Source organism: Syntrophothermus sp. (assembly GCF_013314835.1).
GTDB lineage: Bacteria > Bacillota > Syntrophomonadia > Syntrophomonadales > Syntrophothermaceae > Syntrophothermus > Syntrophothermus lipocalidus.
Genome location: NZ_JABUEX010000018.1, coordinates 20,400 through 45,577 on the forward strand (window position 1 = coordinate 20,400; position 25,178 = coordinate 45,577).

The 25,178-nt window shown below is 51.4% G+C and carries 23 protein-coding genes; 2 read left to right on the forward strand and 21 right to left on the reverse strand.

Annotation, left to right across the window (positions count from 1 at the left end; all coding sequences use genetic code 11):
• Nucleotides 1–200: 200 nt before the first annotated feature.
• The 9 genes from mutL to HPY90_RS07300 form a co-directional block, all read right to left on the reverse strand.
• Entirely contained in the window at nt 201–1,916 is a 1,716-nt protein-coding gene (gene mutL / locus HPY90_RS07260) for a DNA mismatch repair endonuclease MutL (RefSeq protein ID WP_287192970.1), read from the reverse strand.
• Nucleotides 1,917–3,320, reverse strand: coding sequence for a histone deacetylase family protein (locus tag HPY90_RS07265; protein WP_013175255.1), 1,404 nt, complete (start codon nt 3,318–3,320; stop codon nt 1,917–1,919). It lies immediately after the preceding gene.
• Complete coding sequence (locus HPY90_RS07270; RefSeq protein ID WP_287192974.1) at nt 3,320–4,993, reverse strand: hydantoinase/oxoprolinase family protein; 1,674 nt, start codon at nt 4,991–4,993, stop codon at nt 3,320–3,322. Before HPY90_RS07270 ends, HPY90_RS07265 begins: the two co-directional genes overlap by 1 nt.
• 1 nt (nt 4,994) lies before the next feature.
• A complete protein-coding gene (gene mutS, locus HPY90_RS07275) occupies nt 4,995–7,625 on the reverse strand; it encodes a DNA mismatch repair protein MutS (protein WP_287192976.1) in 2,631 nt (876 codons plus the stop codon).
• A 175-nt stretch (nt 7,626–7,800) separates the two neighbouring features.
• Nucleotides 7,801–8,184 (reverse strand): YlbF/YmcA family competence regulator, encoded by a 384-nt coding sequence (locus HPY90_RS07280; protein ID WP_013175252.1) that lies wholly within the window; start codon nt 8,182–8,184, stop codon nt 7,801–7,803.
• 44 nt (nt 8,185–8,228) lie between these two features.
• On the reverse strand, nt 8,229–9,572 hold the full coding sequence (gene miaB / locus HPY90_RS07285) for a tRNA (N6-isopentenyl adenosine(37)-C2)-methylthiotransferase MiaB (RefSeq protein ID WP_013175251.1): 1,344 nt from the start codon (nt 9,570–9,572) through the stop codon (nt 8,229–8,231).
• Nucleotides 9,573–9,758: 186 nt separating this feature from the next.
• Nucleotides 9,759–10,385 (reverse strand): DUF47 domain-containing protein, encoded by a 627-nt coding sequence (locus HPY90_RS07290; protein WP_013175250.1) that lies wholly within the window; start codon nt 10,383–10,385, stop codon nt 9,759–9,761.
• A 96-nt stretch (nt 10,386–10,481) separates the two neighbouring features.
• A complete protein-coding gene (locus tag HPY90_RS07295) occupies nt 10,482–11,351 on the reverse strand; it encodes a DegV family protein (RefSeq protein WP_013175249.1) in 870 nt (289 codons plus the stop codon).
• 17 nt (nt 11,352–11,368) lie between these two features.
• Complete coding sequence (locus HPY90_RS07300) at nt 11,369–12,247, reverse strand: radical SAM protein (RefSeq protein WP_287193035.1); 879 nt, start codon at nt 12,245–12,247, stop codon at nt 11,369–11,371.
• Between the two features lie 165 nt (nt 12,248–12,412).
• Between HPY90_RS07300 and HPY90_RS07305 the strand changes: the two genes are divergently transcribed.
• Together HPY90_RS07305 and HPY90_RS07310 are read left to right on the forward strand one after the other, a co-directional pair.
• Nucleotides 12,413–12,604 carry a small, acid-soluble spore protein, alpha/beta type gene (locus HPY90_RS07305; protein ID WP_013175247.1) on the forward strand — a complete coding sequence of 64 codons (192 nt, stop codon included), beginning with the start codon at nt 12,413–12,415 and terminating at the stop codon, nt 12,602–12,604.
• 91 nt (nt 12,605–12,695) lie between these two features.
• Nucleotides 12,696–12,899, forward strand: a complete 204-nt coding sequence (locus tag HPY90_RS07310) for a DUF1858 domain-containing protein (protein ID WP_287192984.1) — start codon at nt 12,696–12,698, stop codon at nt 12,897–12,899.
• A 27-nt stretch (nt 12,900–12,926) separates the two neighbouring features.
• On the opposite strand, the gene HPY90_RS07315 is transcribed toward HPY90_RS07310, so the two are convergent.
• From HPY90_RS07315 to HPY90_RS07370, 12 genes are all read right to left on the reverse strand, one after another.
• Nucleotides 12,927–13,169, reverse strand: coding sequence for a hypothetical protein (locus HPY90_RS07315; protein ID WP_041432762.1), 243 nt, complete (start codon nt 13,167–13,169; stop codon nt 12,927–12,929).
• The gene (locus HPY90_RS07320) at nt 13,169–14,398 is read right to left on the reverse strand and encodes a Ger(x)C family spore germination protein (protein WP_287192988.1); all 1,230 of its coding nucleotides are present in this window, start codon (nt 14,396–14,398) and stop codon (nt 13,169–13,171) included. Before HPY90_RS07320 ends, HPY90_RS07315 begins: the two co-directional genes overlap by 1 nt.
• Entirely contained in the window at nt 14,395–15,495 is a 1,101-nt protein-coding gene (locus HPY90_RS07325; protein WP_287192991.1) for a GerAB/ArcD/ProY family transporter, read from the reverse strand. Before HPY90_RS07325 ends, HPY90_RS07320 begins: the two co-directional genes overlap by 4 nt.
• A 286-nt stretch (nt 15,496–15,781) precedes the next feature.
• Nucleotides 15,782–17,347 (reverse strand): spore germination protein, encoded by a 1,566-nt coding sequence (locus HPY90_RS07330; protein WP_287192994.1) that lies wholly within the window; start codon nt 17,345–17,347, stop codon nt 15,782–15,784.
• Between the two features lie 207 nt (nt 17,348–17,554).
• Entirely contained in the window at nt 17,555–17,995 is a 441-nt protein-coding gene (locus HPY90_RS07335; protein ID WP_287192997.1) for an MgtC/SapB family protein, read from the reverse strand.
• A 7-nt stretch (nt 17,996–18,002) separates the two neighbouring features.
• A complete protein-coding gene (locus HPY90_RS07340) occupies nt 18,003–18,446 on the reverse strand; it encodes an acyl-CoA thioesterase (protein ID WP_013175241.1) in 444 nt (147 codons plus the stop codon).
• A 159-nt stretch (nt 18,447–18,605) separates the two neighbouring features.
• A complete protein-coding gene (gene guaB, locus HPY90_RS07345) occupies nt 18,606–20,054 on the reverse strand; it encodes an IMP dehydrogenase (protein ID WP_287193001.1) in 1,449 nt (482 codons plus the stop codon).
• 88 nt (nt 20,055–20,142) lie between these two features.
• Nucleotides 20,143–20,385 carry a thioredoxin domain-containing protein gene (locus tag HPY90_RS07350; RefSeq protein WP_287193004.1) on the reverse strand — a complete coding sequence of 81 codons (243 nt, stop codon included), beginning with the start codon at nt 20,383–20,385 and terminating at the stop codon, nt 20,143–20,145.
• Between the two features lie 196 nt (nt 20,386–20,581).
• Entirely contained in the window at nt 20,582–21,457 is an 876-nt protein-coding gene (locus HPY90_RS07355; protein WP_287193007.1) for a C40 family peptidase, read from the reverse strand.
• Between the two features lie 210 nt (nt 21,458–21,667).
• Nucleotides 21,668–23,146, reverse strand: coding sequence for a methyl-accepting chemotaxis protein (locus HPY90_RS07360; protein WP_287193010.1), 1,479 nt, complete (start codon nt 23,144–23,146; stop codon nt 21,668–21,670).
• A gap of 54 nt (nt 23,147–23,200) precedes the next feature.
• Nucleotides 23,201–24,160 (reverse strand): PHP domain-containing protein, encoded by a 960-nt coding sequence (locus HPY90_RS07365; RefSeq protein ID WP_287193013.1) that lies wholly within the window; start codon nt 24,158–24,160, stop codon nt 23,201–23,203.
• Nucleotides 24,161–25,090: a dipeptidase gene (locus HPY90_RS07370; protein ID WP_287193016.1), complete on the reverse strand. Its 930-nt coding sequence runs from the start codon at nt 25,088–25,090 to the stop codon at nt 24,161–24,163.
• Between the last annotated feature and the right edge of the window lie 88 nt (nt 25,091–25,178).

Below are 25,178 nucleotides of genomic sequence, written 5' to 3' on the forward strand. Positions count from 1 at the left end.
ACTACTCTGAGCCACAGATTAACACAGATTTTCATTGATTAGCACTGATGGTTATTAGACGCTGATTTACGCAGACCTTCACGACTTTGATGCAAGTCACCACTAGAGAATGAAAACTTCGGGTTCTTTAGCGGTAACCTAGAAAATCTTTGATTAAGGAAAATCTGTGCGCATCTGTGGCTAGTTTTAGGGACAGTGGTTTACACCCGTTTAAGCTTTTTTTCCACTTCTTTCACAGTCAGAACCGTAAAAGTCGGACGACCATGAGGGCAATGGTGATAATCGTCGCATGACAGCCAGTCCGTGAGCAATCGACTCATCTCTTCAGGTGCCAGACACGTCCCGGCCTTTATAGCCCCTTTACAAGCCAGGGCGGTCCAAACCTTCTCCCCCAGTGACCCGTCCTCGGTTCGCCCTTCAACCAACACCTCCAGTACCCTGTCCAACGCTTCTGCCTCCCGCCCCGAAACCGACGAGGGCACTGACCTGATGACAACACTGTTGTAACCCAAAACATCGAGGTTGAAACCGTATCCCCGAAGCGTTTCCAGGTTGTTTTCCAAAACCTCCATCTTAGAGGCTGGCAAACTGAGACTGACGGGGATCACCAACGGTTGGGTATTTTCCGGGGTTTGGTCTTTTCTCATCCTATCGTACAGCACCCGCTCGTGAGCTGCATGCTGGTCTACCAGCCACAATTCCTCGCCCGCCGAAACGATAACATAAGTGCGCAGCCACTGCCCTAAAACAGTGTAACCGCTTGGCAGTACCTGCGTCTTGTCCGCAAAACTAAAAACGTCACTCTCATCCGTCGGGGGAAGAAGATGCTCCATCTGAACAAGGTTAGTACTTAGAGCGGCGTACCTGCTGCCCAGTTCTGCCACCTTAGATTCGGACAGGCCTGACCCAAAACACGACTCACCCCGCGGCAAATCGTGACGTGTCAAGGCGAGGCGTACTGCCTGCCTTACCAGGTCAAAAATCCCTTTCTCATCTGCGAACTTGACCTCGGCTTTCTGAGGGTGGACGTTGACATCTACGGCATTTGGAGGAACTTGTATGAACAAAACAGCGGCCGGGAACTCCTTCCCTAACAGCAAACCTCGGTATGCTTCGTCCAAAGCCCTGAACAAGAGGGGGCTGCGCACCACCCGCTGATTGACGATAAGAATTTGATCTCGCCTGTTACTCCGGGTAAAGTCGGGACGCGAGACGAGTCCCCATAGCCCGATATCTCCCTCCAATTTCTCTACTTTAACCATCTTTTCCAGATAGTCGATTCCCAAAACCGCGGCTACCGTGTCTTCCAACCTATTATTGCCCGGGGTTTTGAACACCTGCCGTTTTTCATGGGCTAGACTGAAACTTATCTCTGGGCGAGATAACGCGAGTCTGGTTACCGTTTCGTAAACGTGGTTGGCTTCAGTTACCTTCGACTTCAGAAACTTCCTGCGGGCCGGAGTGTTAAAGAAAAGGGCCGACACCTTAACCTGGGTTCCCACGGGGCAAGGCCAAGGACTCACGTCCACCACTTGCCCCCCGGCTATACTAATCCTGCTCCCTTCCCCTTCCCGGCTAGCCGTCAATACCTCCACTTTGGCAACCGCCGCTATGCTGGGGAGCGCTTCGCCGCGAAACCCGAGGGTTCTTATGTTGTACAGGTCCGGCTTGCTAGCAATCTTGCTCGTGGCATGCCGGGTAAAAGCCAAGGCCAACTCTTCCTGTTCCATGCCATGCCCGTTATCACGAACCACGATCTCGTCTATGCCGCCGCCTTTGACACTGATTTCGATCCTGGTAGCACTGGCATCGACAGCGTTTTCCACCAGCTCTTTAACTACAGATGCTGGCCTTTCAATCACTTCTCCGGCCGCGATCAGGTTCACCAAGCTGTCTGGCAACACGTGAATTCGCATTTATAAAACCCGCTCCTGTTTTCTCGTCACATCGAATTGCCGGTAAACGTCGTCTACCCGATCCTGAAGATAAACAAAATCAAACCGCCGGTCAGGCGCGGCTATCATTTTTTCATACAGTTCAACCGCGTCCTTGTGGCAACGGGGACACCCCTGGACCGGAACACTGATGCAATAGACCTGATACCTTTCTCCCACCTGGTGCAGAGCCTGAGAATCTATGGTCCAATACCCGGGACAATCGGGGCACATGCGTAAGTTTTCTTGCTGCTCTTCATGGATGTAATCGGTGTCGTAGAATATCCGGCGGTACCGGCGGGCAAACTGGTCATGCTTTTCCCGGGCGGCTGCCACCAGAGCTTCCCGGTTATCGAAAACTGTAGTAAGCTCGCGGACAATACGTTCTAGTACCCGCATCCGGTCAGAAGACTCCCTGAACTTGTCTGCCTGATAGTCCGGTTCGTACAGGTTGGAGTAGTCGATACCGGCCATAGCCATGAGTATCCCTAAATTAACGTATGGGAGGGCAGTCTCGACCGAGTAACCTCCTTCTAAGACCGCTATGTCCGGAGCCAACCTTTCATTCAATACAGCATAGCCACGGGCTGAAAAACGCATATTAGCGAGTGGATCGGTATAATGGTTATCCTGGCCCGCGGAGTTGACGACCAGTTCGGGCTGAAACTTTTCCAAAACCGGTAGAACCAACTCCTCCAGAACGAAGTTAATACCGGTATCCGTAGTACCGGGCGGCAGCGGGACGTTCAGGGTAGTACCCAAGGCCAAAGGACCTCCTATCTCATCGGTAAAGCCGCTGCCTGGATAAAGAGTTCTCCCGTCCTGGTGGAATGAAATGAAAAGCACGTCCGGGTCATGCCAGTATATATCCTGGGTCCCATCCCCGTGATGCACATCTGTGTCCACTATAGCGATTCTCTTGATACCGTATTTTTTGCGCAGGTACTCGATCATTATCGGCTCGTTGTTGATGTTGCAGAACCCGCGGTTACCGTGAGTAACCCTCATCGAATGGTGTCCGGGGGGTCTTACCAAAGCAAACCCGTTCCTTACCTCGCCGTTCATGAGTGCGTCTGCAATCACCAGAGCCCCCCCAGCCGCAACCAGATGAGCCTCGGTTATCTGGGCTTCAATGCTGGGCACGCAGAAATGGACCCTGGCAATGTCCTTCAACTCGGCCAGCCGGGGTTGGTATTCCCTTATCTGGGGAAGGTCCATAATCCCCTCCTCAAAAAGCTGGTCCCGAGTATAGAGTAACCGTTCCTCCCTTTCCGGGTGGGTCGGAGAAATAGCCCAGTCAAAGGCGGGGAAAAACACGATGCCGGTTTGAGTCGGTTTACCTGCCTTTTCTCTGCTCTGCCAAAAACGCGGTTCCGACCTTTTCATTATTTCACCCCCTTGAACTCGTCGATAACGCCGGGAGCTATCTGAATGCCCACATCGAACAGCTTACCGACCGTGGACCAGCCGCGGATGACGTTGAATTGCTCTTCCAAGAAAAACTCCGACTGTCGAGCATAATGACCGATTCCCCGATCATTGGCCAGTTGCTCCAAGTGCTCACGGGCAAGTTTCTTGACATCTTCCAGCTGCACCCGCGAACCGATGGTCCCGCTGACTCCCCCAATATCTAAAGAGTAGGCCTGTCTCTGGGTATCAGCATGCAGCACAATCGAGAGAGTAGGCCTGGCTACCCCTGCCCCCAGGGCGTTGGCCACTGGCGAGTAACGGTGAATGAAAGCTTCACACCCGAGGCGACGGGCCAGAGTTGGGATAAAAGCTTCCGCCGCAGCTCCGATGCCGATAGCCCGATCGAGCGACACTTTACGCCTGTTTACTATCTCCCATACCCTGTAAGCCGGCTCCTGCTCCCATGACTTGAACATGTCTTTGACATTAGTTTCCAGAAGCTCTACAACCTTTTCTACGACCTGTCTTGCCAGCTCTTCCACAGGCAGCCGGGCTTCACCTGCTACTCGCTCCAGAGCGGCCTGTGACAAGTCAAGTCTTCCCAGTTTCCCACCTTCCAACAAGTTAAAGGCATCGGTCGGCGTAGCTCTCGGCCCGCCAAAACAGGCTGCCACCCCTTCCCGGTCAGGGCCGATGACTACCTCAGACCCATTCCATCTTACGGTGCTGTCGCCCCCTAACGCTACGGAACGAACAGCAAATGCACGGACGTGCGTGTATTTACCGTCTATAACTGCTCCTTTGGAAGCATACAGGGGTTTCCCTTCGAGGATTAAAGCCAGGTCGGAAGTCGTTCCACCGATATCCACAACAACCGAGGTCCTCTTGTCCATAGTAAGCGCGTAGGCTCCCATAGCACTGGCAGCAGGCCCTGAAAATACGGTTTCGCAAGGATACTTAACTGACACCTCCAACGGCATGGTTCCGCCGTCGGCTTTCAGGATATCGCAACCAGTGCCGATTCCGCGCTGGACCAATGCCTCCTGTATTTCCCTGGCAAACCTATCCCAGGTAGACCTCGTCATAGCCGTGTAGTATGTAGTAACCGCCCTGCGCAAGAAATTCAACTGCCCCGAGACCTCGGATCCCAAAAACACTTCGAAGTGAGGATATTGTTCCATCAAGATCTCTCGAGCCTCAGCCTCCAACGAATTATTCCGCTGCGAAAACTTTCCCACTACCGCCACTTTTCTGATGCCGTGCCCCGCGATGTCTTTGCCAACCTCAGCCACTTGAGTTCTTTTAATCGAACTGATGACTCGACCCCGGAAGTCGACAGCTCCCTCCACTGTATAGCTGTTGGGTGCGAGGTCCAAATGCTGCAGATTGAGCCCGGGGCCTGGAATCAGTACTAAAGCCGTTCTTTCACCTTTTCCAGTCGCTAGTAGGTTAGTAACTAGGGTTGTGCTGAGAACCACCCGCTTGATACGCGTGGGGTCGGTGCCTTTGATTAACTCGTCGAGAACGGCCAGGATGCTCTCCTTCAAGTTTTCTTCGTCCGTAGGCTGTTTTACCGAATTGATGACTTCCCCCTCTGCTAAAAGCACCCCGTCAGTGAATGTTCCGCCCACATCGATACCGACTAGCACTTCAACCACCTCCTCGCTTGTTCCTCTTTCCCTTCTTGCTGGGCGCCACCAGCTGTTCGCGCCACCGATACAACAACTGCAGAGCCTCAAGCGGTGTCATGTCATCCAGCTCTAGCTGTTTAAGTTCTTCCACCAGCGGGTGCTCTTCCTGAAACAAAGCGAGCTGGACAACGTTGGACGCGTTAATCGCTTCGACTTTATCGACGCCTCCTTTGCTCTCCAGACTTCTCAGTATCTCTCCTGCCCTCTGTATGACCCCAACTGGCAGGCCGGCCAACCCCGCAACCTGGATACCATAACTTTTATCCGCCCTGCCCAGGATTACTTTTTTCAAGAAAATCACGGCCCCTGCGCTTTCTTTAACGGAAACCGACAGGTTGAAAACGCCGGGCAATACTTCATCCAATCCGGTCAGCTCGTGGTAATGAGTTGCAAAAAGGGTTTTGGCTCCTATATGGCTACATATGTGCTCCAACACTGCCTGCGCTATACTCATTCCATCAAACGTGCTCGTACCCCTGCCGATCTCGTCCAAAATAACCAGACTCTTTCGAGTAGCGTTTTTTAAGATATGGGCAACCTCCACCATTTCTACCATAAACGTGCTCTGACCGCCCACGAGGTCATCGGAGGCCCCGACCCTCGTAAACACCTGGTCAACAACCCCTATACGGGCTTCTGTGGCCGGTACGAAGCTTCCTACCTGCGCCAAGATGGTAATAAGTGCCACTTGGCGCATATAGGTGCTTTTGCCGCCCATGTTGGGACCGGTAATGATAGCCAACCGACGTTCCTTATCGTCGAGATAGGTATCGTTGGGAACGAAGCTCTCGCTTCCCAAAAACCTTTCCACCACCGGGTGCCGGCCATTCTTAACAAAAATGACATCCGAATCGTCCACCAAGGGTCGTACGTAGTCGTGACGGAAAGCGGTCTCAGCCAGGCATGCTATAACATCGAGTTTAGCAAGTGCACCTGCTACCTCCTGCAAACGTGAAACGTGGCAGGCCACTTCTTCGCGCAAAACCTGAAAAAGCTCCTGTTCCAGAAGAACCAACCTTTCCCTGGCGCTGAGGACCTTTTCTTCATAGTTTTTCAGGTCGTCCGTAATATACCTTTCGGCATTGACCAGGGTCTGCTTGCGCACGTAATGGGACGGAACCAGGTGAACATTGGGCTTGGTTACTTCTATAAAGTAACCGAATACGCGGTTGAACCCTAACTTCAATGACTTTATTCCGGTTCGTTCCCTTTCGCCCTGTTCATATTCCAAAAGCCATTCTTTTCCTTCAAAAGCCAGCTTCCTTAGCTCGTCCACTTCCGGGTTGCAACCGGGTTTAATGATGCCCCCTTCTCGAATAGAAGCCGGAGCGTTCTCGTCTAAAACGGAATCTAATAGCCGGTAAACATCCTCCAGAGTATCCAACTCTAGAATCTTCTTCAAGAGATGAGTTCGTACTTCCGGTAACAAAGCCTTAAAAGCGGGCAAATTTATCAATGAATTTTTCAACGCCAAAAGCTCGCGGGGACTAGCTACGCCGCTTCCGATTCTTCCCGCCAGCCTTTCTATATCATGGACGTCTCCCAAAATTTCTCTTATCCTCTCCCGCAACGAAAACGAGTTGTACATCTCTTCCACAGCATCCAAGCGTTCGTTTATGGCCTTCACGTCAACCAGCGGCTGCTCAAGCCATCTCTGCAGGAGCCTCCGTCCCATGGCAGTCCGGCAACAGTCGATCACCGCCAAAAGCGATCCTTCTCTTTTACCATCCTTCAAGTTGCGCGTAAGCTCCAAATTGCGGCGGGTGTTCACGTCCAACCCCAAATACTCACGGGGTTGGTACGTCCTGATCCGGCTGAGGTGCTTCAACTGAGCCCGGCAGGTCGATTCAAGGAAAGCGACGATAACCGCCGCCGCGATCACCGCTGCCGGGCATGACTCTAACCCTAACTCGACTAGGTCTTCGACCTCAAAAAATTCCCTGAGTTTCGCTTCAGCCCAAGCATACTGGTAGTACGTCGGGTCCATCTCGGTAACAACCGAATTCTGAAACTTTTCCGTGAACTCGTAGAGTATTGACTCCCGCTGGGTCCAAGCTGGGATCAAACACTCGGCGGGGCGGAGCCGGTAAAGCTCGCTTAATACCAGCGAAGAAGCCTCGGGACCACTGACTTCGGTTGCCTGAAAATCACCGGTGGACACATCGATGACGGCCAAGCCGATAGCCGACTCGTTCTCCGCCAAGGCAACCAGGTAGTTGTTTTCTCCTGCCTCCAGCATGGAAACATCAACTACCGTCCCCGGCGTTATGACCCGTACCACTTCCCGCTTGACCAGGCCTTTGGTTAAAGCCGGGTCTTCGACCTGTTCGCATATGGCCACGCGGTAACCCTTGGCGATGAGCCTGCTTATATAGGTATCCGCGGCGTGGAAGGGAACCCCGCACATGGGAACCTTGACACCAGAACCTCCGTCTCTGGCAGTCAATACTATCTCCAGTATCTGCGCGGCTATTTCCGCGTCTTCGAAAAACATTTCGTAAAAGTCGCCCAGTCGGAAAAACAGAATGCAGTCCGGGTACTGTTCCTTGATAGCCCGGTACTGCTCCATCATCGGCGTGAGTTTTGTCATGTCTGTACCTCCCCATCAGGGCAAGGCTTTTCTTTCTTCCGCACTATCATTACTCTTTCCAGGTTGCGTTTTTATCGGTTCCGGACATAAGCAGCAGGCGACGAGGCTTAAAACCGGCCTGGTTTATAAAGAAAGACTTAGGAAGATACCTAAGCCTTTCCATAACCCCTTGTTTTTACTCGCAACCACCGCCGCAGGAACTGCATCCTCCACCACACCCTGTTTGCCCGGAAATTCCCTGGTTAAGCGTAAAATAAACGGCCCTCATTAAATTGTCGAACTTCTCTTGAGCTTCTATCATCTGTAATATCAAAGTGTTACTCTTTAAACCCTCTTCCGTGGACTTCAGTTGAAGGTCATCGAGCTCCGTGAGGTTCTCACCTCTTTTTTCTTTCTCCAGAATCATCCCCCTTATTTCCTGATACTCAAGTAACAAGTCCCAGGCCTCCGGATCCTGCCTAACATTATCCCGAGTTCTCATTACTTCCCGCCATTCCCGGCACCCGGCGATCGAGTTCCCCAGTTCCCATGCCATCCTGATAATCTGATCCTGATTCAAAACGAGTCCTCCCTTCATTATTTTACACTTACAACACTGCTATCCTAGCCTTCGACCGCTTCCCCCAAAAGGGTAAAGGTCTTGGCCTCGCGCACCCTCACCATGACCAATCGGCCAGCCAGATCCGGCTTTCCTTCAAACACGACGATACGGTTGGTCCGAGTCCTTCCGGTCAGCTTGCGGGGATTAGTCTTGCTGGGGCCTTCCACTAAAACTTCGACATCTTTGCCTTCGAATCGCCGGTTTGCCTCGAGAGCTATGTTATACTGAATTTCATTAAGCTGCAACAGCCTTTCTTTCTTAACCTCCAATGGAACCTGATCCGAAAGTCGAGCCGCTTTGGTACCCGAACGGGGCGAATACATGAAAGTAAACGCCGCATCGAACCTAATTCTCTTGACCATATCGATGGTATCTTCAAAATCACGGTCTGATTCTCCCGGAAATCCCACGATGAGATCGGTGGTCACCGCCACCCCAGGGACTATTTCCCGCATCTTGTGCACCAGATCCAAGTAATACTCCCGCGTATACCCGCGGTTCATAGCCTTCAGTATCCGGTTGCTGCCTGCCTGTAAAGGGGCATGGATGTGTTCACAAACCTTTCTGCAGGAGGCTATAGTACTGAGCAGACGTTCCGAGACATCGCGGGGATGCGAGGTGGTAAAACGAATCCGCTCTAGCCCTGGTATCTCATTGACCAACTCGAGCAAGGAAGCAAAGTCGGTTTCAGGCTCCAGTCCCTTACCGTAAGAGTTGACATTCTGCCCCAGGAGGGTAACCTCCTTCACTCCCTGTTGGACCAGATCCTTAACCTCATCGATAATATCAGACGGCTTTCTGCTCCTTTCCCTTCCCCGGGTAAACGGAACTATGCAATATGAACAAAAGTTGTTACACCCGAACATAATGTTGACAAAGGCGCTGACCCCGCCGGTACGTCGGGCCGGGAGTCCCTCAACGATGTCCCCCGCCTCGGGCCAGACATCGATAACTGGCCTCTCCACGCCGGCTTCGGCCTTTTCTACCAGTCTCGGGAGTTCGTGCAGGTTGTGGGTCCCGAAGATGATATCCACTACCCCTCCCTCGCCCAGCTTTTTTCTGACCTCTTCCATTTGGGCCATGCACCCGCCGAATCCAACCAAGAGATCTGGCCTCGCCTTCTTGAGTCGTTTGATTTCTCCCAGTTTCCCGTAAACCTTGTTTTCCGCCGAGGTTCTCACGCTACAGGTGTTAAAAATAATCAAATTCGCTTCTTCCGGACTGGCCGCCTCCACATAACCGCTCTTTTCCAGAAGCCCGGCGATGGTTTCGGTATCGCGCTCGTTCATCTGGCAGCCATAAGTTAATATACTGTATTTTTTTCTTATGTCTTCTTTAGTCCTCACTTTACAGCCCCTATACCGTGATCTAGTCTGGTTGTCCCCTGTATTATAATGTAACCTCTAACCGTAAACAACTCACGACGGCTACACGAATTCCCAGGGAAAGCACAGGCGTATTCGACAGAACCAACCTTATCAGCCCGTATCACTCCTGTACCTTCATTGCAAGGTAGCTTTTTCCCGCCCGTTCTACGAGTATTTTATGCATATGTTGGTAATGAGCTCGCCCACATCGTGGCAGTAATCCATGGCGGTCTCGACGTGTTCGTACACTTCTTTATACTTTATCACCTGTACGGGATCTCGTTCGTGTTCGAAAAGATAAGCCATCGCATTCCTGTACATGGAGTCCTCGCACCGCTCAAAAGTCGTGATGTTAGAACAGCACTTTAATATGTCTTCCTTATGTTTGCTGATGTCGTCTAACATAGCAAAAGCCTTCTCTTGCTCAACCAGCGCTTGGCACAGGAGATTCACCATTTCCCTCACCGTGTCGTTAGGTGGTGCTGCCTTGTACAAAATCATGCGGTCGACTATCCCGGAGATGAAATCTAAAGTTGACCCTAGTTTCTGCACCAGCTGAAAAGCATCCTCACGATCAAACGGAAGCATGAAGCTGGTGTTGAGTTTTACTATCAGTTCCTGAATGATGCGGTCGGCTTCGTGTTCTAAGCACGATAGTTCAGCCAACTTAGCATCGAGCCCGGTGTAATCGTACACTACGGATCTTAGTATCTCCCCTCCCCTCACCACATACCGGGCCGTCTCCTGGAACAATCGAAACAGGTGCTCGTCCTTTCTGCCAAACAGTCTCAATCAGTGTCCCCCCAGACCTTCATAACCCTAGGCGGTATCACCGCCAAAGAGTATTAAAATACCCCCGTGGCCGCCTTTTCTGCAGCAAATAAACCGTTATCTGTGATTGTTATTACCTAGCTCTTCCCCGTAGAAGAAGATTGCGAGCGTACCTGGCCCTACGTGAGAACCAACAACCGGCCCGATCTCTCCCATTATCACTTCGCCCGCCTTGAATTCGTTCACAAAAACGTCACGAAAACGGGCCGCATCCTCCGGACACATTGCATGGCTGATGCCTACGGTCTGCCCTTGTAAATCCCTTCCCATTTCCTCGACCATGCGCACCAGTCGGCGGATCGCGCTTTTTCTGCCTCTCACCTTGTCGATAGGTTCGATGTAACCCTGAGGGTTTACCCACAAAATCGGCTTTATATCTAACATGCTGCCGACCAAGCCCTTAGCCCGCGAGAGCCTTCCTCCCTTTACTAAATACTCGAGGGTGTTTATAGTAAAAACACACCTAAGCTTAGCGCGCAGTTTGAGGATTTCGTCGACGATTTCATTCCTCGCCCTACCAGATTCCGCCATCCGCGCCGCCTCAAGAACCAGCAACCCTTCGCCAGCCGAGGCCTTCAAGGAATCGATGACGGTTAACCGTTCTCGACCAGGTAGCGTATCTCTGACCATCTCAGCAGCCTGCACCGTCCCTGTCATCCCTGATGACAAATGAATAGCTATTACCTCCGACCCATCGGCCAGGCACTCTTCGTAAACGGATCTCATCTCCTCCATGGTCGGCTGTGAGGTAGTCGGTAATACATGAGAAGAGGCCATCATTTCGTAAAAGGAATTTGTGGACAATTCCCCCGGCTGGAAAGTTCGGTCGCCAAAGCTTACCAGCATATGCACCATCTTGATACCATACCGGTCGATGAGCTCGACCGGCAGATCGCAGCAGTTATCAGTTACTATCTTGACCCTCATAATAGCCCCCTTTATCCCTACAATCCTCTCATATACTCCGGCCTCAGGAAGCGTTCATCCTGCTTCTGAAGAATACTGTCCAGAAGCCCCAATATCGATTCCTTATCCCGCCGCAAAGTACCTTTTATCGGCAGGTAGTTGGAGGCGTGATTGCTCCTGAACTCGCACCCGTCTACCTCCAACCCCTGAATGAGAATCCTCATCTCCTCTAAAATCTCGAAGGGATCCAGTAACTTGAACTTACCCTGCTGCACCCGCCGGTGCAGCACTGTTCCCGGGACCACCATGAGGGTAAGGGCAGCCAGAAAATCCGGATTGATCTCGTTACAAATGCGGGCTGTCGCGGCTGCGTGTTCCGCGGAACGCTCTCCTGGACCGGCCAGGCCTAGTAGCACAGTCGCGGACAGCTTTATCCCTGACCTGACTATCTTCTGCCCGGCTTTCACCATTTCCTCGTAAGTTACTCCCTTGTTGATCTCTTTCAAGAGACGTTCGTCTCCGGTTTCGATGCCCAGGTAAGCAATGGTCAAGCCAGCCTGTTTCAGCATTTGCAGCTCTTCTTCTGTTTTTTGCAGGATACTCTGCGGACCAGCATATATACCGACATGATAAAGGCCAGGAAAAAGCCGGTAAAGGTAGTTAATTATTTCTAACAATTCCTCTGTTTGCATAGCCAGGGCATCCCCGTCCGCCAAGAAAACCTTCTCTAAGTCGCCGTAGTAAAGCTTGGCCATCCGGATGTCGGCTTTGATTTCCTCCAGTGACCTCACCCGGTACTTCTTGTCTTTATACATACCGCAAAAAGTACAGCCGTTGTGGGAACACCCTACAGTACACTGAAGTATATAGCTACGCGCCTCACTGGGTGGGCGGTAAATACTGCCTTCGTAACGCATCATCAACACTCCTAAATTCAAGAAGATTTATAGCCTCTATTTATCTTACACAAAATTCTTTCTTTTGGGAAACACATAAAGGGCAGATAAAATTATCTTGTTTAAATGCTAGATTTCTTAACGACAATATATTCAGGGGCGGAGGTTGATGAAAGGGGGGTTTAGATGGCACGAAACCGCGGAATAATGTCCGAGCAGCTGAAATACGAGCTGGCCAAAGAACTGGGAGTAGACCAGATTGTAGCCACCCAAGGCTGGGGAGAAGTGACCGCCCGCAACTGCGGTAACCTGGTCAAGTTGGCCATCGAACGCGCTGAAAGGACAGTAGCTCCGCAGCCGGCTCCCAAACCGTATTAGCCTTCGCTCCCTGCCAGGGGCCAAGCCCCTGGCACCGTTTTCTTGCTTTTGCTATAATTAGTTTGTAACAACAATACGCGAGGTGACAAGTATGGTCGACAAAAACACTATAATCAAAGACGTTTTAAAAGAAGTACCAGGTGCAGACAGGATCTTCTTAAAACACGGCGTACATTGTTTCGGTTGAATGGGAGCTCTCTACGAGACGGTTGAGCAGGGTGCTCAAATGCACGGGGTTGACGTAGACGCTCTGGTTAAAGACCTGCAGCAAGAAGCAGCGAAGAAAAAGAAATGAGAGGCCTCGAGCCTCTTTGTTCTTTCTCTAAATCCGCAGCAATAGACTCTTGACTGCGGCAAAGTATGGCCGGAAAACCAGGTCGATGACCTTTGTTACCCGGAAGGGACTCACATAGACTATGTCCATTACGATTATGCCCAACCCCGCAATTATGAGAAGAGTGTACACCGTCATCTCTTTCCACAGCTTGTTTTTATACAAGTGCCCAAAACTTCCTTCGATCAAAGCCAAAACTAACACGGCCAGAACCGCCAAAACAACCTTCATCAACGTTCCCCCTTACGGGCGCCCGGAGCTTCTATAGACAGCCCGCGCTGGCGTAGCGTGGTCTTGGTTTCAACTTCTACCCTGATCCCCGGAAACATCTCCCCCCAGAAAGCGGCAAGTTTTCTCCACTGGTCCGGGTCTTGCCTTTTTAACTCTTCCCCGAATCCGAAAACATCTGCCTTCCAAACCCGGGCCTGATCCAGGGCTGACATGATTTCCTGCTTTATGCAGCTGTTGGCGCAAACCTCTAATTCTTGAAGATCCGAAGGCATCATCGCTTCCTCTCGGCTTCCAAAGTTTTCTGCTAAATTGCAGAGAGTCCTGATCTTCACGCGAAACACCGGCAAACCTGCTGAATCTCTGTCAACCACAATCCGGCTCTCGCTTTTCACAACTGTCAACACAACAGCCTGCTTACCTGTCCCTCCTGAACAAGGAACGGTTATTTCCCTTTCCTTTACCTTGCCCAATACCCACATCAAGCCTGCAGTTTCTTTTTCATTGAAAAATCCCAGCAACCGTCCCTGTCTATTATCAAAGACCGCCAGGCCCGATACTTCTATGGCTTTGGGAGTCTTGCCCGGGACCTTTAGGTCTTCGGAGCTCACGCTGGTTTGAGGCACAACCGACACTGCCGGCGCCACAGGACAAGTGGAGCCGGTGCTCAGCCAGTACACAAAATCGTTCAGGGTTACAGGCAGGATTGCTTCATGCCCTCCTTCTAAGTCGAAAATGTTGCTTATGGCAATACCGGTAGCCCTGAAAGTCGGCATTTCAACCTCCATCACCTGTTTAGCCGGGCCTCGCGCAATTGCCAGATACATGTTGCGCCGGGTAGACCTGTCTCTTAGCGGCCGGTCTAAGAAACGGGCAATACCGCTCCTAGCCGCATCTTCTCCGATGACATAGACCCGGGCCTGCCCGTAAAACAGTTTTTTCGGTATTTTGTTCAACATGGCAACTGATGCATCGCGAACCGATTGACCTTTTCCCGTTATTGTCCAAAAGGCTTTGGCCGCAGATCCCCCACCTCCACCTCCCTGTCCGGGAAGCAGAGCCACAGGATTGGCTATCTGTAAAGTGAGCATGACCTCCTCTTGACCTTTTTCTCTAACCACGTCCGCTGCCACCGCGACTACCAAAGCTAATTCATTGATCTCCCTTCGGTCCCAGCAACCACCGGTTAACAGCAAGCACACTGCCAGGACGACAGATACGTGTCTTCTCATGTTGCCCTCCGTTTAGACCGCAAACGCAAACAGGCTACCACATACAAAAAGAGAGGAATCACCAACTCGAAAGACAGCAGTGCATAGGCTGCCCAGACATTGGTCAAAAAATCGGTAAACTCGGCCACGCTTTGTAGCTCGTTGTCCGCCAGGGCCACAAACAAAACGGCAGCCGGAAACAGCAGGAACTGGTATTGCTTGCATCCCACCAGCTGCGATGTGCCCAAAACGAAACAGTACATGAAAATACATAACTTGACGAAGTTCCCTAAAATCCAGGTAAACACGATCAGTACCTCCACCCGATCCAAGACTTTGCCCAAGTTGATCATTCTGGCTAGCGAGAAAACCGGGAGCTCCAACTGTCCGGTTTGGACCCCGCCGAAAGTAGCTACTGCTGCAACTTCTATAGCCGCTAAGATAAGCCCCACCAGGACAACAACCAGCACCAGGTTACGGGTAGAACGCTGTAAGCCGCTCAAGGCCGGCAAAAACATAGATGCCATAAAGACTTCTCCTCGCCAGGAAGCAGAAACGAAAGACGATGCAAGCAAAGCCCCTATAGGGTGATCAGCTATGGGCAGCAGGCGCCTAAAATCCATACTGGGGATAGGAAGTACGATGACGGCAATAATGGCAAGGAGGATTATCGGCAAGAGCACCTCGTTTACCCGAGTCCAGACCTCTAATCCGCTACGTACGGCGTAAAAGACCAAAGCGATTCCCGTCACTGTAAACACAGCAGTCGGAGTCTCGGGCATGACCGCTATGTTCAAAAGCATTCCCAGTTCCCGCAAAACAAAAGCCCCAATCAGCAAAAACCAAACCGCGTATAGAGCTCCCAAGAGCTTTCCCAACGGTTTCCCTATGATCAAGGGAATATATTCGAGCAGGGTTAATCCGGGGAAGAGGCGGCCCAGAGCCATGATGACCAGCACGTTGATAATGCCCCAAATGGTTGCGATTGCAGCCGTGAGCCAGGCATCCTGCTCCACGGACCGGGTTGCGATTTGGGGAACGAAGTATATGACCGTTGCCAGCAAAGCAGTCGTCATCAGCCAAGCCAGCTGCCGTTCAGAAATCTTACAGTTCTCCATCACTGTCCTCCAGTCTGTCTTGAAGAGTAGCCACAGATGGCCACAGATTTATAGCGATAAACACAGATATTCCTTTTAACTCAAGAATATCTCCGGTCACTACTTTGAACAGACTTTTCGTTCTCTAATGGTGACTCCTAGCGGTGTCGCCATTAGACAATGAAAACTTCGGTTTATCCAACGGTGACCGCAAAAATCTTCAACCAAGGAAAATCTGTGTTCATCTGTCACCATCTGTGTGTATCTGTGGCTACCCCTTGTGGCGGACACGAGATTTATGTCAACACTATGGAGAAGTCCTGGGGTTAGGTTTAGGCGCCTGAGGAGGCGGGGTTTGGGACCTAGTGAGATCTTCCCCTGCGATTAGTTCAGGACGGGCCTTAATGTCCCACCAGGGAGCGCGGTAGACAGCGTCTTTCATTTCCCGCAACCTTAGGGGAGCCCAGGGCGCCATGTAAGGTACCCCGAAAGATCTGAGCCCGACCATGTGGATAAAGAACGCCAGAAAGCACAAGGCAATGCCGTACAGTCCCAGTACCGCTCCCGCCACCAGCACGACCAACCGGACCAACCTGATCCCGGATGCCAGTTCATAGCCTGAACCCAAGGCGAAGTTACATATGGCAGCCCCGGCTATGACTATGACCAGGGCCTGCGAAACCAAACCGGCCTGCACCGCGGCCTGTCCCAGTATTAAAGCCCCTACTATGTTCACCGCTGCACCCACTACCCGGGGTAGGCGCACACCTGCTTCCCATAAAAGTTCGAAGGTAACGAGCATAACCAGAGCTTCTACGAAAGCGGGAAAAGGCACCAGTTCCCGGGCCCCTGCTATCGAAAAAACCAGAGGTATAGGTATCATTTCCTGGTGGAAGGTTGTAATAGCCACATAGAAGCCGGGGAGAGAGCTGGCTACCAACAGAGCTAGGTAACGCAGCATGCGAATGAGCCAAGTGGCCACAGGATTCATGTAGTAGTCTTCCGCAGTCTGCAGGAATTCTTGAAACAAAGTAGGTGCAGTCAGGACTTGAGGGCTGCCGTCGACGATGATGGCAAACCTGCCTTCCAGTAAGTCGGCTGCTACTTTGTCAGGGCGCTCGCTGGTCTTTATTAAAGGGAACAAGGTGTAGGGGCGGTCCTGGATTATTTCCTTCAAGACCGAGCTATCGAGTATCCCGTCGATATCCACCCTCTTGATTCTCTCCCGTACCTCGTCTATGACCGATGGCCTGGCCAGGTCCTCCACGTACATGAGGGTTACTAGGGTGTTAGATCTCCGGCCTAGAATGAAGTTTTCCGACTTGAGCCGCACATCTCCCAGCCGGGATCTGATCAAGGCCGTGTTGATCCTTAACGGCTCAAGAAAACTGTCCCGCGGTCCGGCGACCACCGACTCCAAAACCGGCTCCGTCATGCCTCGCAAAGGAGGTAACTCGGCATCCAGCATGAGTCCCACCGGGCATCCATCAATCAACATCACCATTTTGCCCATCAGAACCCATCTCTTGAGTTCTACCATATCGATTACCCGGGAAGTTGAATAAAAGGGGAGACAATGCTGGTTGAGCCAGTCTACTAGCTCCCGGGGCGCAACTTTACGTACTTCATCCCGCGGCACGTCCAGCATTAGGGAGCGAAAAATATCGTGACTGACACGATTATTTATCAGTCCGTCCACCCAAACTGCCAGGCAGCCTATGCCCGCTACGTAAAACTGGCGGAAAACTATATCCGTTGTATTGGCAAACTCGTGCCGCAGGCGCTCCTCGTTCTCTTTTAAGCTTGAGCTGATCTCTTCAAAGTCGTGCGGGAGCGGCACCTGTTTCGGACCACTGGATGTCCTGTTTTCCAATGCCTTGCGCCGGAAGAAGATGGTCCTTTCCCCCTTTGCTGCTGTTGGTACCACGTTTTCGAAGGTATTTTGCCCGTATCAGGGTCACTGCTTTCCTGGCATTTTCTGGCGAAGATTTGTTTTAGACGCTGATTAACGCAGACTCGCGCTAATTTTGAAGAGGCAAAAAGAAGGAAAGTTCAAGAGTGAACGAGGCGAGGTAGGAAATCAACGGATAGAATTATCTCTGTAATGAACATAATAGTCTGAACCGAATACCACGGCGATGACCATGATCAAAACCGCACCTGAAAGCAATAGACGCCCCATACCTATTAACATACCTAGGATTGCGCTGACCCACACCGCAGCTGCTGTCCACAGCCGTTTCATTTCTCGGCTGTCAGTAATCCAGATCAAACCCGTACCCATAAACCCCAAGGCCGATACCACTTGAGCCGCTATACGGCCTGGATCTGCAAACCAGGGGTTTCCTAATCCTTTGAAAAATTCCGCCGAAACGATAGTCACCAGGGCAGCGCCGATAGTAATCAGTATCATGGTACGGGGCCCAGTGCTTTTGGTTCGCGACTTGGTCATAGCCCCCATGCCCGTACCGATTACTACACACATCAGCATCTGGAGGAAAAAGAGCCCAAAAATCTCCATAATATCCTTACTGGCCCCCGGTACTGGTAAAATAGGGACGGCTCCGTTTAGTTAGCAATCCCCACATCTCAGGTCGGAAACGGTTGAGACGAATAGGTCTGCCCGTCGCGCCATCTACAAAAGCATGCAAGGTTTCACCGGATGCAATCGAGTATCCGTGTTCGGCTTCAACTATCTCATAGGCAAACCTTATCTTTACGGGACTCATCTCCGTAATCACAGTTCTTACCACCAAGGTATCCTCGAACCGAGCAGGGTGGCGATAATGACAGCGGGTTTCCAATAAAGGGCACGAGACACCCTCAGACTCCATCCGGCTATACGGAAGGCCTATGTCTCTCAATAAGGAGGTTCGGGCTACTTCGAACCAGATTATGTGATTTGAATGGTGGGCGATGCCGAACTTATCGGTCTCAACGTACCTAACGGTCAGAACAGTTTCGTGATACATTCTACACTTCCCCTGCCCCAAAAACTGGCCATAGACCTCCACGATACTAGAAAGTGTCACCAACTAGAGGATGAAAACTTCGAGTTCTCCAGCGACAACCGAAAGATCTTGAATTAAAAAATCTGTGTCCATCTGCGACCATCTGTGCAAAATCTGTGGCTAGACTTTATAGTTCGGAGCCTCTTGCGTGATTATGACATCATGGGGATGGCTTTCCACCAACCCGGCATTGGTAATACGGATGAAACGCGCCTTGGTTTTGAGTTCTTCGATATTCCTAACCCCGCAGTAGCCCATGCCTGCCTTCAATCCACCTACCAGCTGGAATATAGTTTCCGAAACCGGTCCCTTGTAGGGTACCCGTCCCTCAATTCCCTCGGGTACGAGCTTGGGTTCGTTTTCCTGGAAGTAACGGTCGCTACTCCCTTGAACCATGGCCCCTAAGGATCCCATACCCCGGTATACCTTGTAGCTTCTCCCTTGCAGGATTATAACTTCACCGGGGCTTTCCTCAGTGCCTGCCAAAAGGTTGCCCAGCATCACTACATCTGCACCGGCAGCCAATGCCTTGGTGATATCGCCCGAATACTTGATGCCACCATCGGCTACAATGGGTATGTCGTAGCGCCGTGCCACCTGAGAACAATCGTATACAGCCGTAATCTGCGGCACACCGATACCGGCTACGATTCTGGTGGTGCAGATTGATCCCGGCCCTATCCCGACCTTAACCGCATCAGCACCGGCCTTAATCAGGTCCTCGGTTCCCTCGGCTGTGGCTACATTACCGGCCATGACCTGAAGTTCAGGCCAATCTTCCTTGATGGCCTTTACCGTCTCGATGACCCCGCGAGAGTGACCGTGGGCGGTATCCACCACTATCAGGTCCACACCTGCTTTGTACAAGGCCTCAACCCTTTCCATGGTATCGGCGCTCACTCCCACCGCTGCCCCGGCTAAGAGCCTTCCTCGCGCATCCTTGGCAGAATTCGGGTACTTGCGGGCTTTCTCGATGTCTTTGATCGTGATCAATCCCTTGAGATTGAAGTCTTCGTCGACCAATGGGAGTTTTTCCACCTTATGCCTTCGCAGTATCTCGCGGGCTTCGTGCAGGGTCGTGCCGACCGGAGCGGTAATCAGGTTTTCTTTGGTCATCACCTCACCTATCTCCTGGTCCCAGTCATCTTCGAACCTTATGTCCCGGTTCGTGATTATCCCGATCAGGCGCGTCCCTTCGGTTATCGGCACCCCAGAAATATGGTACTCTTCCATGATGCGGATGGCATCCCGGACCTTATCCCGCGGGCTTAAGGAGAAAGGATCGCTTATGACGCCGTGTTCAGATCTCTTGACGCGGTCCACCGCTTTGGCCTGGGCTTCGATCGACATGTTCTTATGAATAACACCTATGCCGCCCTCGCGCGCAACAGCGATTGCCATTCTGGCATCGGTAACTGTATCCATGCCCGCACTCATGATGGGAATATTCAGTTTAAGGACTCGGGTCACGCGCGTAGAAACATCTACGTCTCTCGGCAAAACCTCGGAAGGCCCCGGCACCAGGAGAACGTCGTCGAAAGTGAGTCCTTCTTTCACAAACCTATCCATCGTATCAGCCCTTCCTTCCTGAAGTTTGTGTTATATTATAACACAGTTGTCAACCAGTATCGTACCGACCAAAAAAATGGGCAGCAATTTAGTCGCCGCCCATTATCGAACCTATACCATATCTTAAGAAGTGATCCTTAAGCCTTTCGGCCGTTTCCGGGTTGATACCAAAACGGACTGCTATTTCTTGGCTTGAACAGTCGTTTCGGAAACAATTTACCAAAGCGTCATGGTCGATACCGAGTTCCTCAGCCATCTCTTTCAAGGAAGGGCGCATGCTCCAGGGAGGATACCGGCCCTTACCTTTGAACATACTCTCACTGTAGTCCATCGGCCTCCCTCCTTTCGAGCCTAGTTTTCCCTTTCGAGTACAACTAATATCAATTGCCTGAACCGCTAAACGCTCTTTGATAACCAAAAGAAAGAGCCACTCCTAGACGGACGTGGCTCCGATCCATCGCCGACATACCTTTACTGTTACCGTTTGTAACACCAGCGCTTTGGTCAAACTACCCGGGCACCGGGATTCAAGGTAACACCCTCCTGGCTCCCACGTAGTCAGAAGCGTAGGAGTCATCGCTGAGGCTGGTAATAGTTATGCCCTTGTTGGTACTGGCATGAACGAACTTGCCGTCCCCTACATAAATCCCCACGTGATTGATGCGGCTAGATCCCCCGGTCGTAAAGAACAACAGGTCTGCAGGAGCAAGCTCGGCCCTGTCTACCGCAACTCCGAGGTTAGCCTGGGCTATTGAACTGTGAGGCAAGCTTACGCCGTTTTGTCCGAAGACATACATTACGAACCCCGAGCAATCAAAGCCAGCCGCCGTAGTTCCTCCATAACGGTAAGGTGTTCCCAGGTACTGCATAGCCGTATTTACGATATTACGGGCTAAAGCCACCCCCGCTTCAGACCCCCGGGCCGGAGGCTGTTGCACTGGGGTTTTGGCAACAACGGGTGAAGTAGTAGCGGCCACATTAGCGGTAACCACCAGCTTATCTCCCGGTTTCAACTTGTCCGACTGTAACCCGTTCAGTCTCATCAGTTCCTGAACCGTCGTCCCGCAACGGCGGGCGATGGACCAGAGCGAGTCTCCTTTCTGCACCACATATTCCTTAGTAGAGATACTCCTATTGCTTCCTCGACTAACCGGATTGCGTGTGCTTGCACTGGAAATTTCACTCGTTGCTGACGGTAATCGTAGCTTGTCCCCGATTTGTAACCGTTCTGACTTCAGATTGTTCAAAGCAATCAGTTTATCAACCGAAGTCCCATACTTCTTGGCTATTCCCCACAGGGAATCTCCCGATTTAACCACGTAATACTGGCTAGCAAGAACCACCGGTCCCCACGTAAGAGTCAGACAAAAAGCAATAATCATCCCCAAAAACCATTTCTTCATTACTTACAAAATCCTTTCTTCCAATTTTGATTGCTACCTGTAAATTCTACGTCTTTTTCGTATATCCTCCTCTGGCTCCGGCCCCGTGGCGAAAATGCGACATAAGTCCTGCTATTTCTCATATTTAGACCGGTGCTTTACCCCTCAAATCAAAAGGAGCCTCGTCTGAGGCTCCTTTTTGATCTTTATGCACCCAACCATTCCACCGCTTTACAAAGACTTAGCCATCTCAGTCAGCTTCTCCGCCATACTCGCCATTTCCATGACCGAAGCCGTGACCTCCTCGGTAGCTGCCGCTTGTTCCTGGCTCTGTCTGACGCTGTTTACCGAGGCTTCTCCGGCTTTTGCTACCTTGTCCTCGATTTCCCGGGTCAACTTCCGGATCTGTTCCGCCGTCTCTTTCGACTGGTCGGACAGCTTTCGTATCTCTTCTGCCACTACCCCGAAGCCGCGCCCGTGCTCTCCGGCCCGGGCTGCCTCTATGGCAGCGTTCAATCCCAACATCTTGGTCTGGTCGGCTACGCTACGGATAAAGTTCAATATCTCGTTGATCTGTCCTGAAATGCCCTGCACATCTTTTATCGTCTCCGCCAAATTGCTTTCGTTGACGTTTATCTCACTGGCCGATGCCGCTATTTCTTCCATCACGCTGGCGATTTCTTGAACATTGGTCTTCAGATTAGCCGCCATTTCCCTGAGGTTATGGGCCAGCATCCGGGGCGTGGCTATGCCGAAGGTCCCAATCAATTCGTCGGTTTCTTCATCGAACAAAGGAATACCTATTATCCTGAAGTTGCCATAACGTTTGGTTGCGATTTCGTCCACTACCGTGGATCTCGCCTTTATTACCTTCCATCCGGCATCTCCTTCTCTGATAGGAGTCCCGACGGTCATCTCTTTGATGCTGAACTTGTCACTGGCCATGCTGTGGGTTATTTTTTCTAGGTCAGTCATCATCACCTGGGCACCCTCAACATTAGATTGGATAACGATCGGCGCGAAAATATCGAAAGCTTTGGCTACGGGGTGTACCTTGGGTATCATGACCCCGTATGTACCCACTACCCGGTCTGACCCGTCATCGGCAAACAGCGGGTTGACCCAGATCTTCAAGGCGATACCGTACACCTTGGGGTCTACGACCCCCTTCGCCTGCCTACCGGTGTTGATGCACTGTTGAACGTACCCTCCCTGCAAAAGTCTCTCGCCAACCTTGACCCCAGGAATGTCCAGGTCCTTAGCCATGACGAAGTCATAGCGTTCCAAGTCGGTGGTGAAATAAACGACACCTCCTTCGTAAGTCTGCGTCAGGAATGGTGCCGAAGTCTTGAAAGCTTCCTTCTTACTGTTGGCCTTTCTGACTATTTCCTCATGCGCTTCGGTCAAGGTCATCAAAAGATTGGCGATATTGGAATCGATTACTGCACATGCGTCGCTCTTTTTCTCGTATATCATTTGCCGTACTTTCTCGCTACCAGTTGCTTCGATCACAACATCAAGCCCGGGTTGTTTCAAAAGCGCTTCCATATCGGTGTAAACTGGAACTCCTTGCTCCCGGGCCAGTTGCAGAGCTGGAGCATTAGGATTAACGTCACACACCCCTACCACCTTGAATGCCTCAATACCCAAAAACGCCCTAAGAATCGAGGTACCGCCTTTGCCTCCTCCGACTATGCCCACACCCGTCATTTAAACCTCTCCTCCCCCGTAAAGACTGCCTCACCACTTGGCCTACTGCCCGCCTTATTCTAAACTTCGCGTGTTAAATTGGTCTATTCGCTGTTTTTGGTAAGACTCCTTCTTGTCATCAACCCCGATTTCCATATTTTCGTTCGTTTTCGATTTCAGGGCCTTTTCTTTAATACTTTTCGCTGCTGAGCGGGATACGCCACAGCAACCTAGTTTCCCCCGGTACTCCTCCGGCGTTCCATGATAGTCAGATCCGCCCGTTATCAACAAACCTCCTTTTCGGGCCATTTCCAAGTACCGCTCGATGTCCTTCTCGCTGTGTTCCGGGTAATATACCTCGATGCCCTCCATGCCCAAAGCCAGCAACCGTTCGACCAAGTCGTCATTCTGGATGAGACCGGGATGAGCCAGAACCGGTACCCCTCCTGCGCCCTTAATAAGCTGAACTGCCTCCTCAGGTAAGAACTTGTAACGGGGCACGTAGGCTGGCTTTCCCTGCCCGATGAGTTTTTCAAAAGCTTCCCTGATTGAAAACACGTATCCTTTTTCCATCAAGGCTTGGGCAATATGAGGCCTTCCGATGAGTCCCCCTTGGGCTAATTCTGATACCCTTTCCACCGAAATCTTGTAGCCCATCGCATTCAGCTTCGCTACCATCTTCAGGTTCCGTTGGAAGCGGGCTTGTCTTATCTCTTCCAGGCGGTTCAAAAGCGGCTCATAACGGGGATCAATGAAGTAACCCAAAACGTGCACCTCATGCGGTCCCACGTCGGTATTCATCTCGATGCCAGGTATGAACCAGAAGGAGGAATGTCGCGCCCGGGCATATGCCCACGCCGCTTCCACGCCTGCCACTGTATCGTGGTCGGTTAAGGCCATGCCTTCTAAACCGGCGGCAACAGCTTCTTCTACCAGTTCCGGCGGTGTCAATAACCCGTCTGAGGCGGTACTGTGTACGTGCAGATCCAACACTATCTTCTGTTCCCCTTCAACCAAAGACTCTATTCCTTGCAATCAGAGCAACACCTGTTCTATGAAACCTAGAGCGTTACTTTGTAGTATTTTTTCAACTTCAGCCGCAGAAAATCCTCTTCCCTCTAAAGCGGCTTCCAGTTTGCCCCACTCTCCCACGTCTTTCAATACCGGTTCATCCACCCCATCGAAGTCAGAACCGAGGGCTACATGGTCTACCCCGATCAATTCACTGATGTAAACTATGTGGTCAACAAAGTCACTCAGGTCATGCCCGGTTCCCGCCGGTTTTATGAAATCAGGCACCAAGGTGCATCCTACTATTCCCCCGTGTTGAGCTAGGCTGATTAGCTGTTCGTCGGTGAGGTTACGGGGATGATCACACAGACGCCGCGAGTTGGCATGGCTGACTATAACCGGCCTCGATACCATTTCCAACACGTTGAAATAAGCCCGGGACGATATGTGGGCAAGATCTATTACGATTCCCAGTTCTTCGGCCAGCCGAACCACCTCTCTTCCCACCCTGCTCAGGCCCCCGCCACTGGCATCGTCCAGTACCCCATCAGCCAAAAGGTTACGGTGGTTCCAGGTCAAACCGATGCTCCTCAGGCCCAGATGGTAAAACACGCGTAACAAGCCCGGGTCCTGTCCCAGAGCTTCTCCACCTTCCAAATGGAGAATTATGCCGATATGCTGCCCGTCGCGATGAGCCACGAAATCGCCAAATGAACTGAGCAAGTATACTGAATCTGAATGAAGATTTAGCTCCACATAGAATTTGTCCATCTGGTTAAGCACTGCTCTAAGACTGCTGTCGGCCGTCCCCGGTGCAAAAAGAGAACAGAACTGGACTATTACCCCAGATTGCCGGGCTCTTTTGATATCAAACTGGCCTCGATTCGAATATAAACTCTCGTCGTTCTCCCATATCTTTGACAATACGTCGCAGTGACAATCAACGATTCCCAAAACCCATGCCTCCCTTAAAAAACAAAAAACCCGCTTATAATTGCGTTACAAGCAGGTTTTCAGGTCAAAATTGTCACGAAAGCAACCT

Bases quoted from the DNA above. Each gene is read 5' to 3' on its own strand.
- mutL (WP_287192970.1), bottom strand. From the start codon at position 1,916: ATGCGAATTCACGTGTTGCCAGACAGCTTGGTGAACCTGATCGCGGCC.
- HPY90_RS07265 (WP_013175255.1), bottom strand. From the start codon at position 3,320: ATGAAAAGGTCGGAACCGCGTTTTTGGCAGAGCAGAGAAAAGGCAGGT.
- mutS (WP_287192976.1), bottom strand. From the start codon at position 7,625: ATGACAAAACTCACGCCGATGATGGAGCAGTACCGGGCTATCAAGGAA.
- HPY90_RS07295 (WP_013175249.1), bottom strand. From the start codon at position 11,351: ATGAGGGTCAAGATAGTAACTGATAACTGCTGCGATCTGCCGGTCGAG.
- HPY90_RS07300 (WP_287193035.1), bottom strand. From the start codon at position 12,247: ATGCGTTACGAAGGCAGTATTTACCGCCCACCCAGTGAGGCGCGTAGC.
- HPY90_RS07305 (WP_013175247.1), top strand. From the start codon at position 12,413: ATGGCACGAAACCGCGGAATAATGTCCGAGCAGCTGAAATACGAGCTG.
- HPY90_RS07315 (WP_041432762.1), bottom strand. From the start codon at position 13,169: ATGAAGGTTGTTTTGGCGGTTCTGGCCGTGTTAGTTTTGGCTTTGATC.
- HPY90_RS07320 (WP_287192988.1), bottom strand. From the start codon at position 14,398: ATGAGAAGACACGTATCTGTCGTCCTGGCAGTGTGCTTGCTGTTAACC.
- HPY90_RS07325 (WP_287192991.1), bottom strand. From the start codon at position 15,495: ATGGAGAACTGTAAGATTTCTGAACGGCAGCTGGCTTGGCTGATGACG.
- HPY90_RS07335 (WP_287192997.1), bottom strand. From the start codon at position 17,995: ATGGAGATTTTTGGGCTCTTTTTCCTCCAGATGCTGATGTGTGTAGTA.
- HPY90_RS07340 (WP_013175241.1), bottom strand. From the start codon at position 18,446: ATGTATCACGAAACTGTTCTGACCGTTAGGTACGTTGAGACCGATAAG.
- guaB (WP_287193001.1), bottom strand. From the start codon at position 20,054: ATGGATAGGTTTGTGAAAGAAGGACTCACTTTCGACGACGTTCTCCTG.
- HPY90_RS07350 (WP_287193004.1), bottom strand. From the start codon at position 20,385: ATGGACTACAGTGAGAGTATGTTCAAAGGTAAGGGCCGGTATCCTCCC.
- HPY90_RS07355 (WP_287193007.1), bottom strand. From the start codon at position 21,457: ATGAAGAAATGGTTTTTGGGGATGATTATTGCTTTTTGTCTGACTCTT.
- HPY90_RS07360 (WP_287193010.1), bottom strand. From the start codon at position 23,146: ATGACGGGTGTGGGCATAGTCGGAGGAGGCAAAGGCGGTACCTCGATT.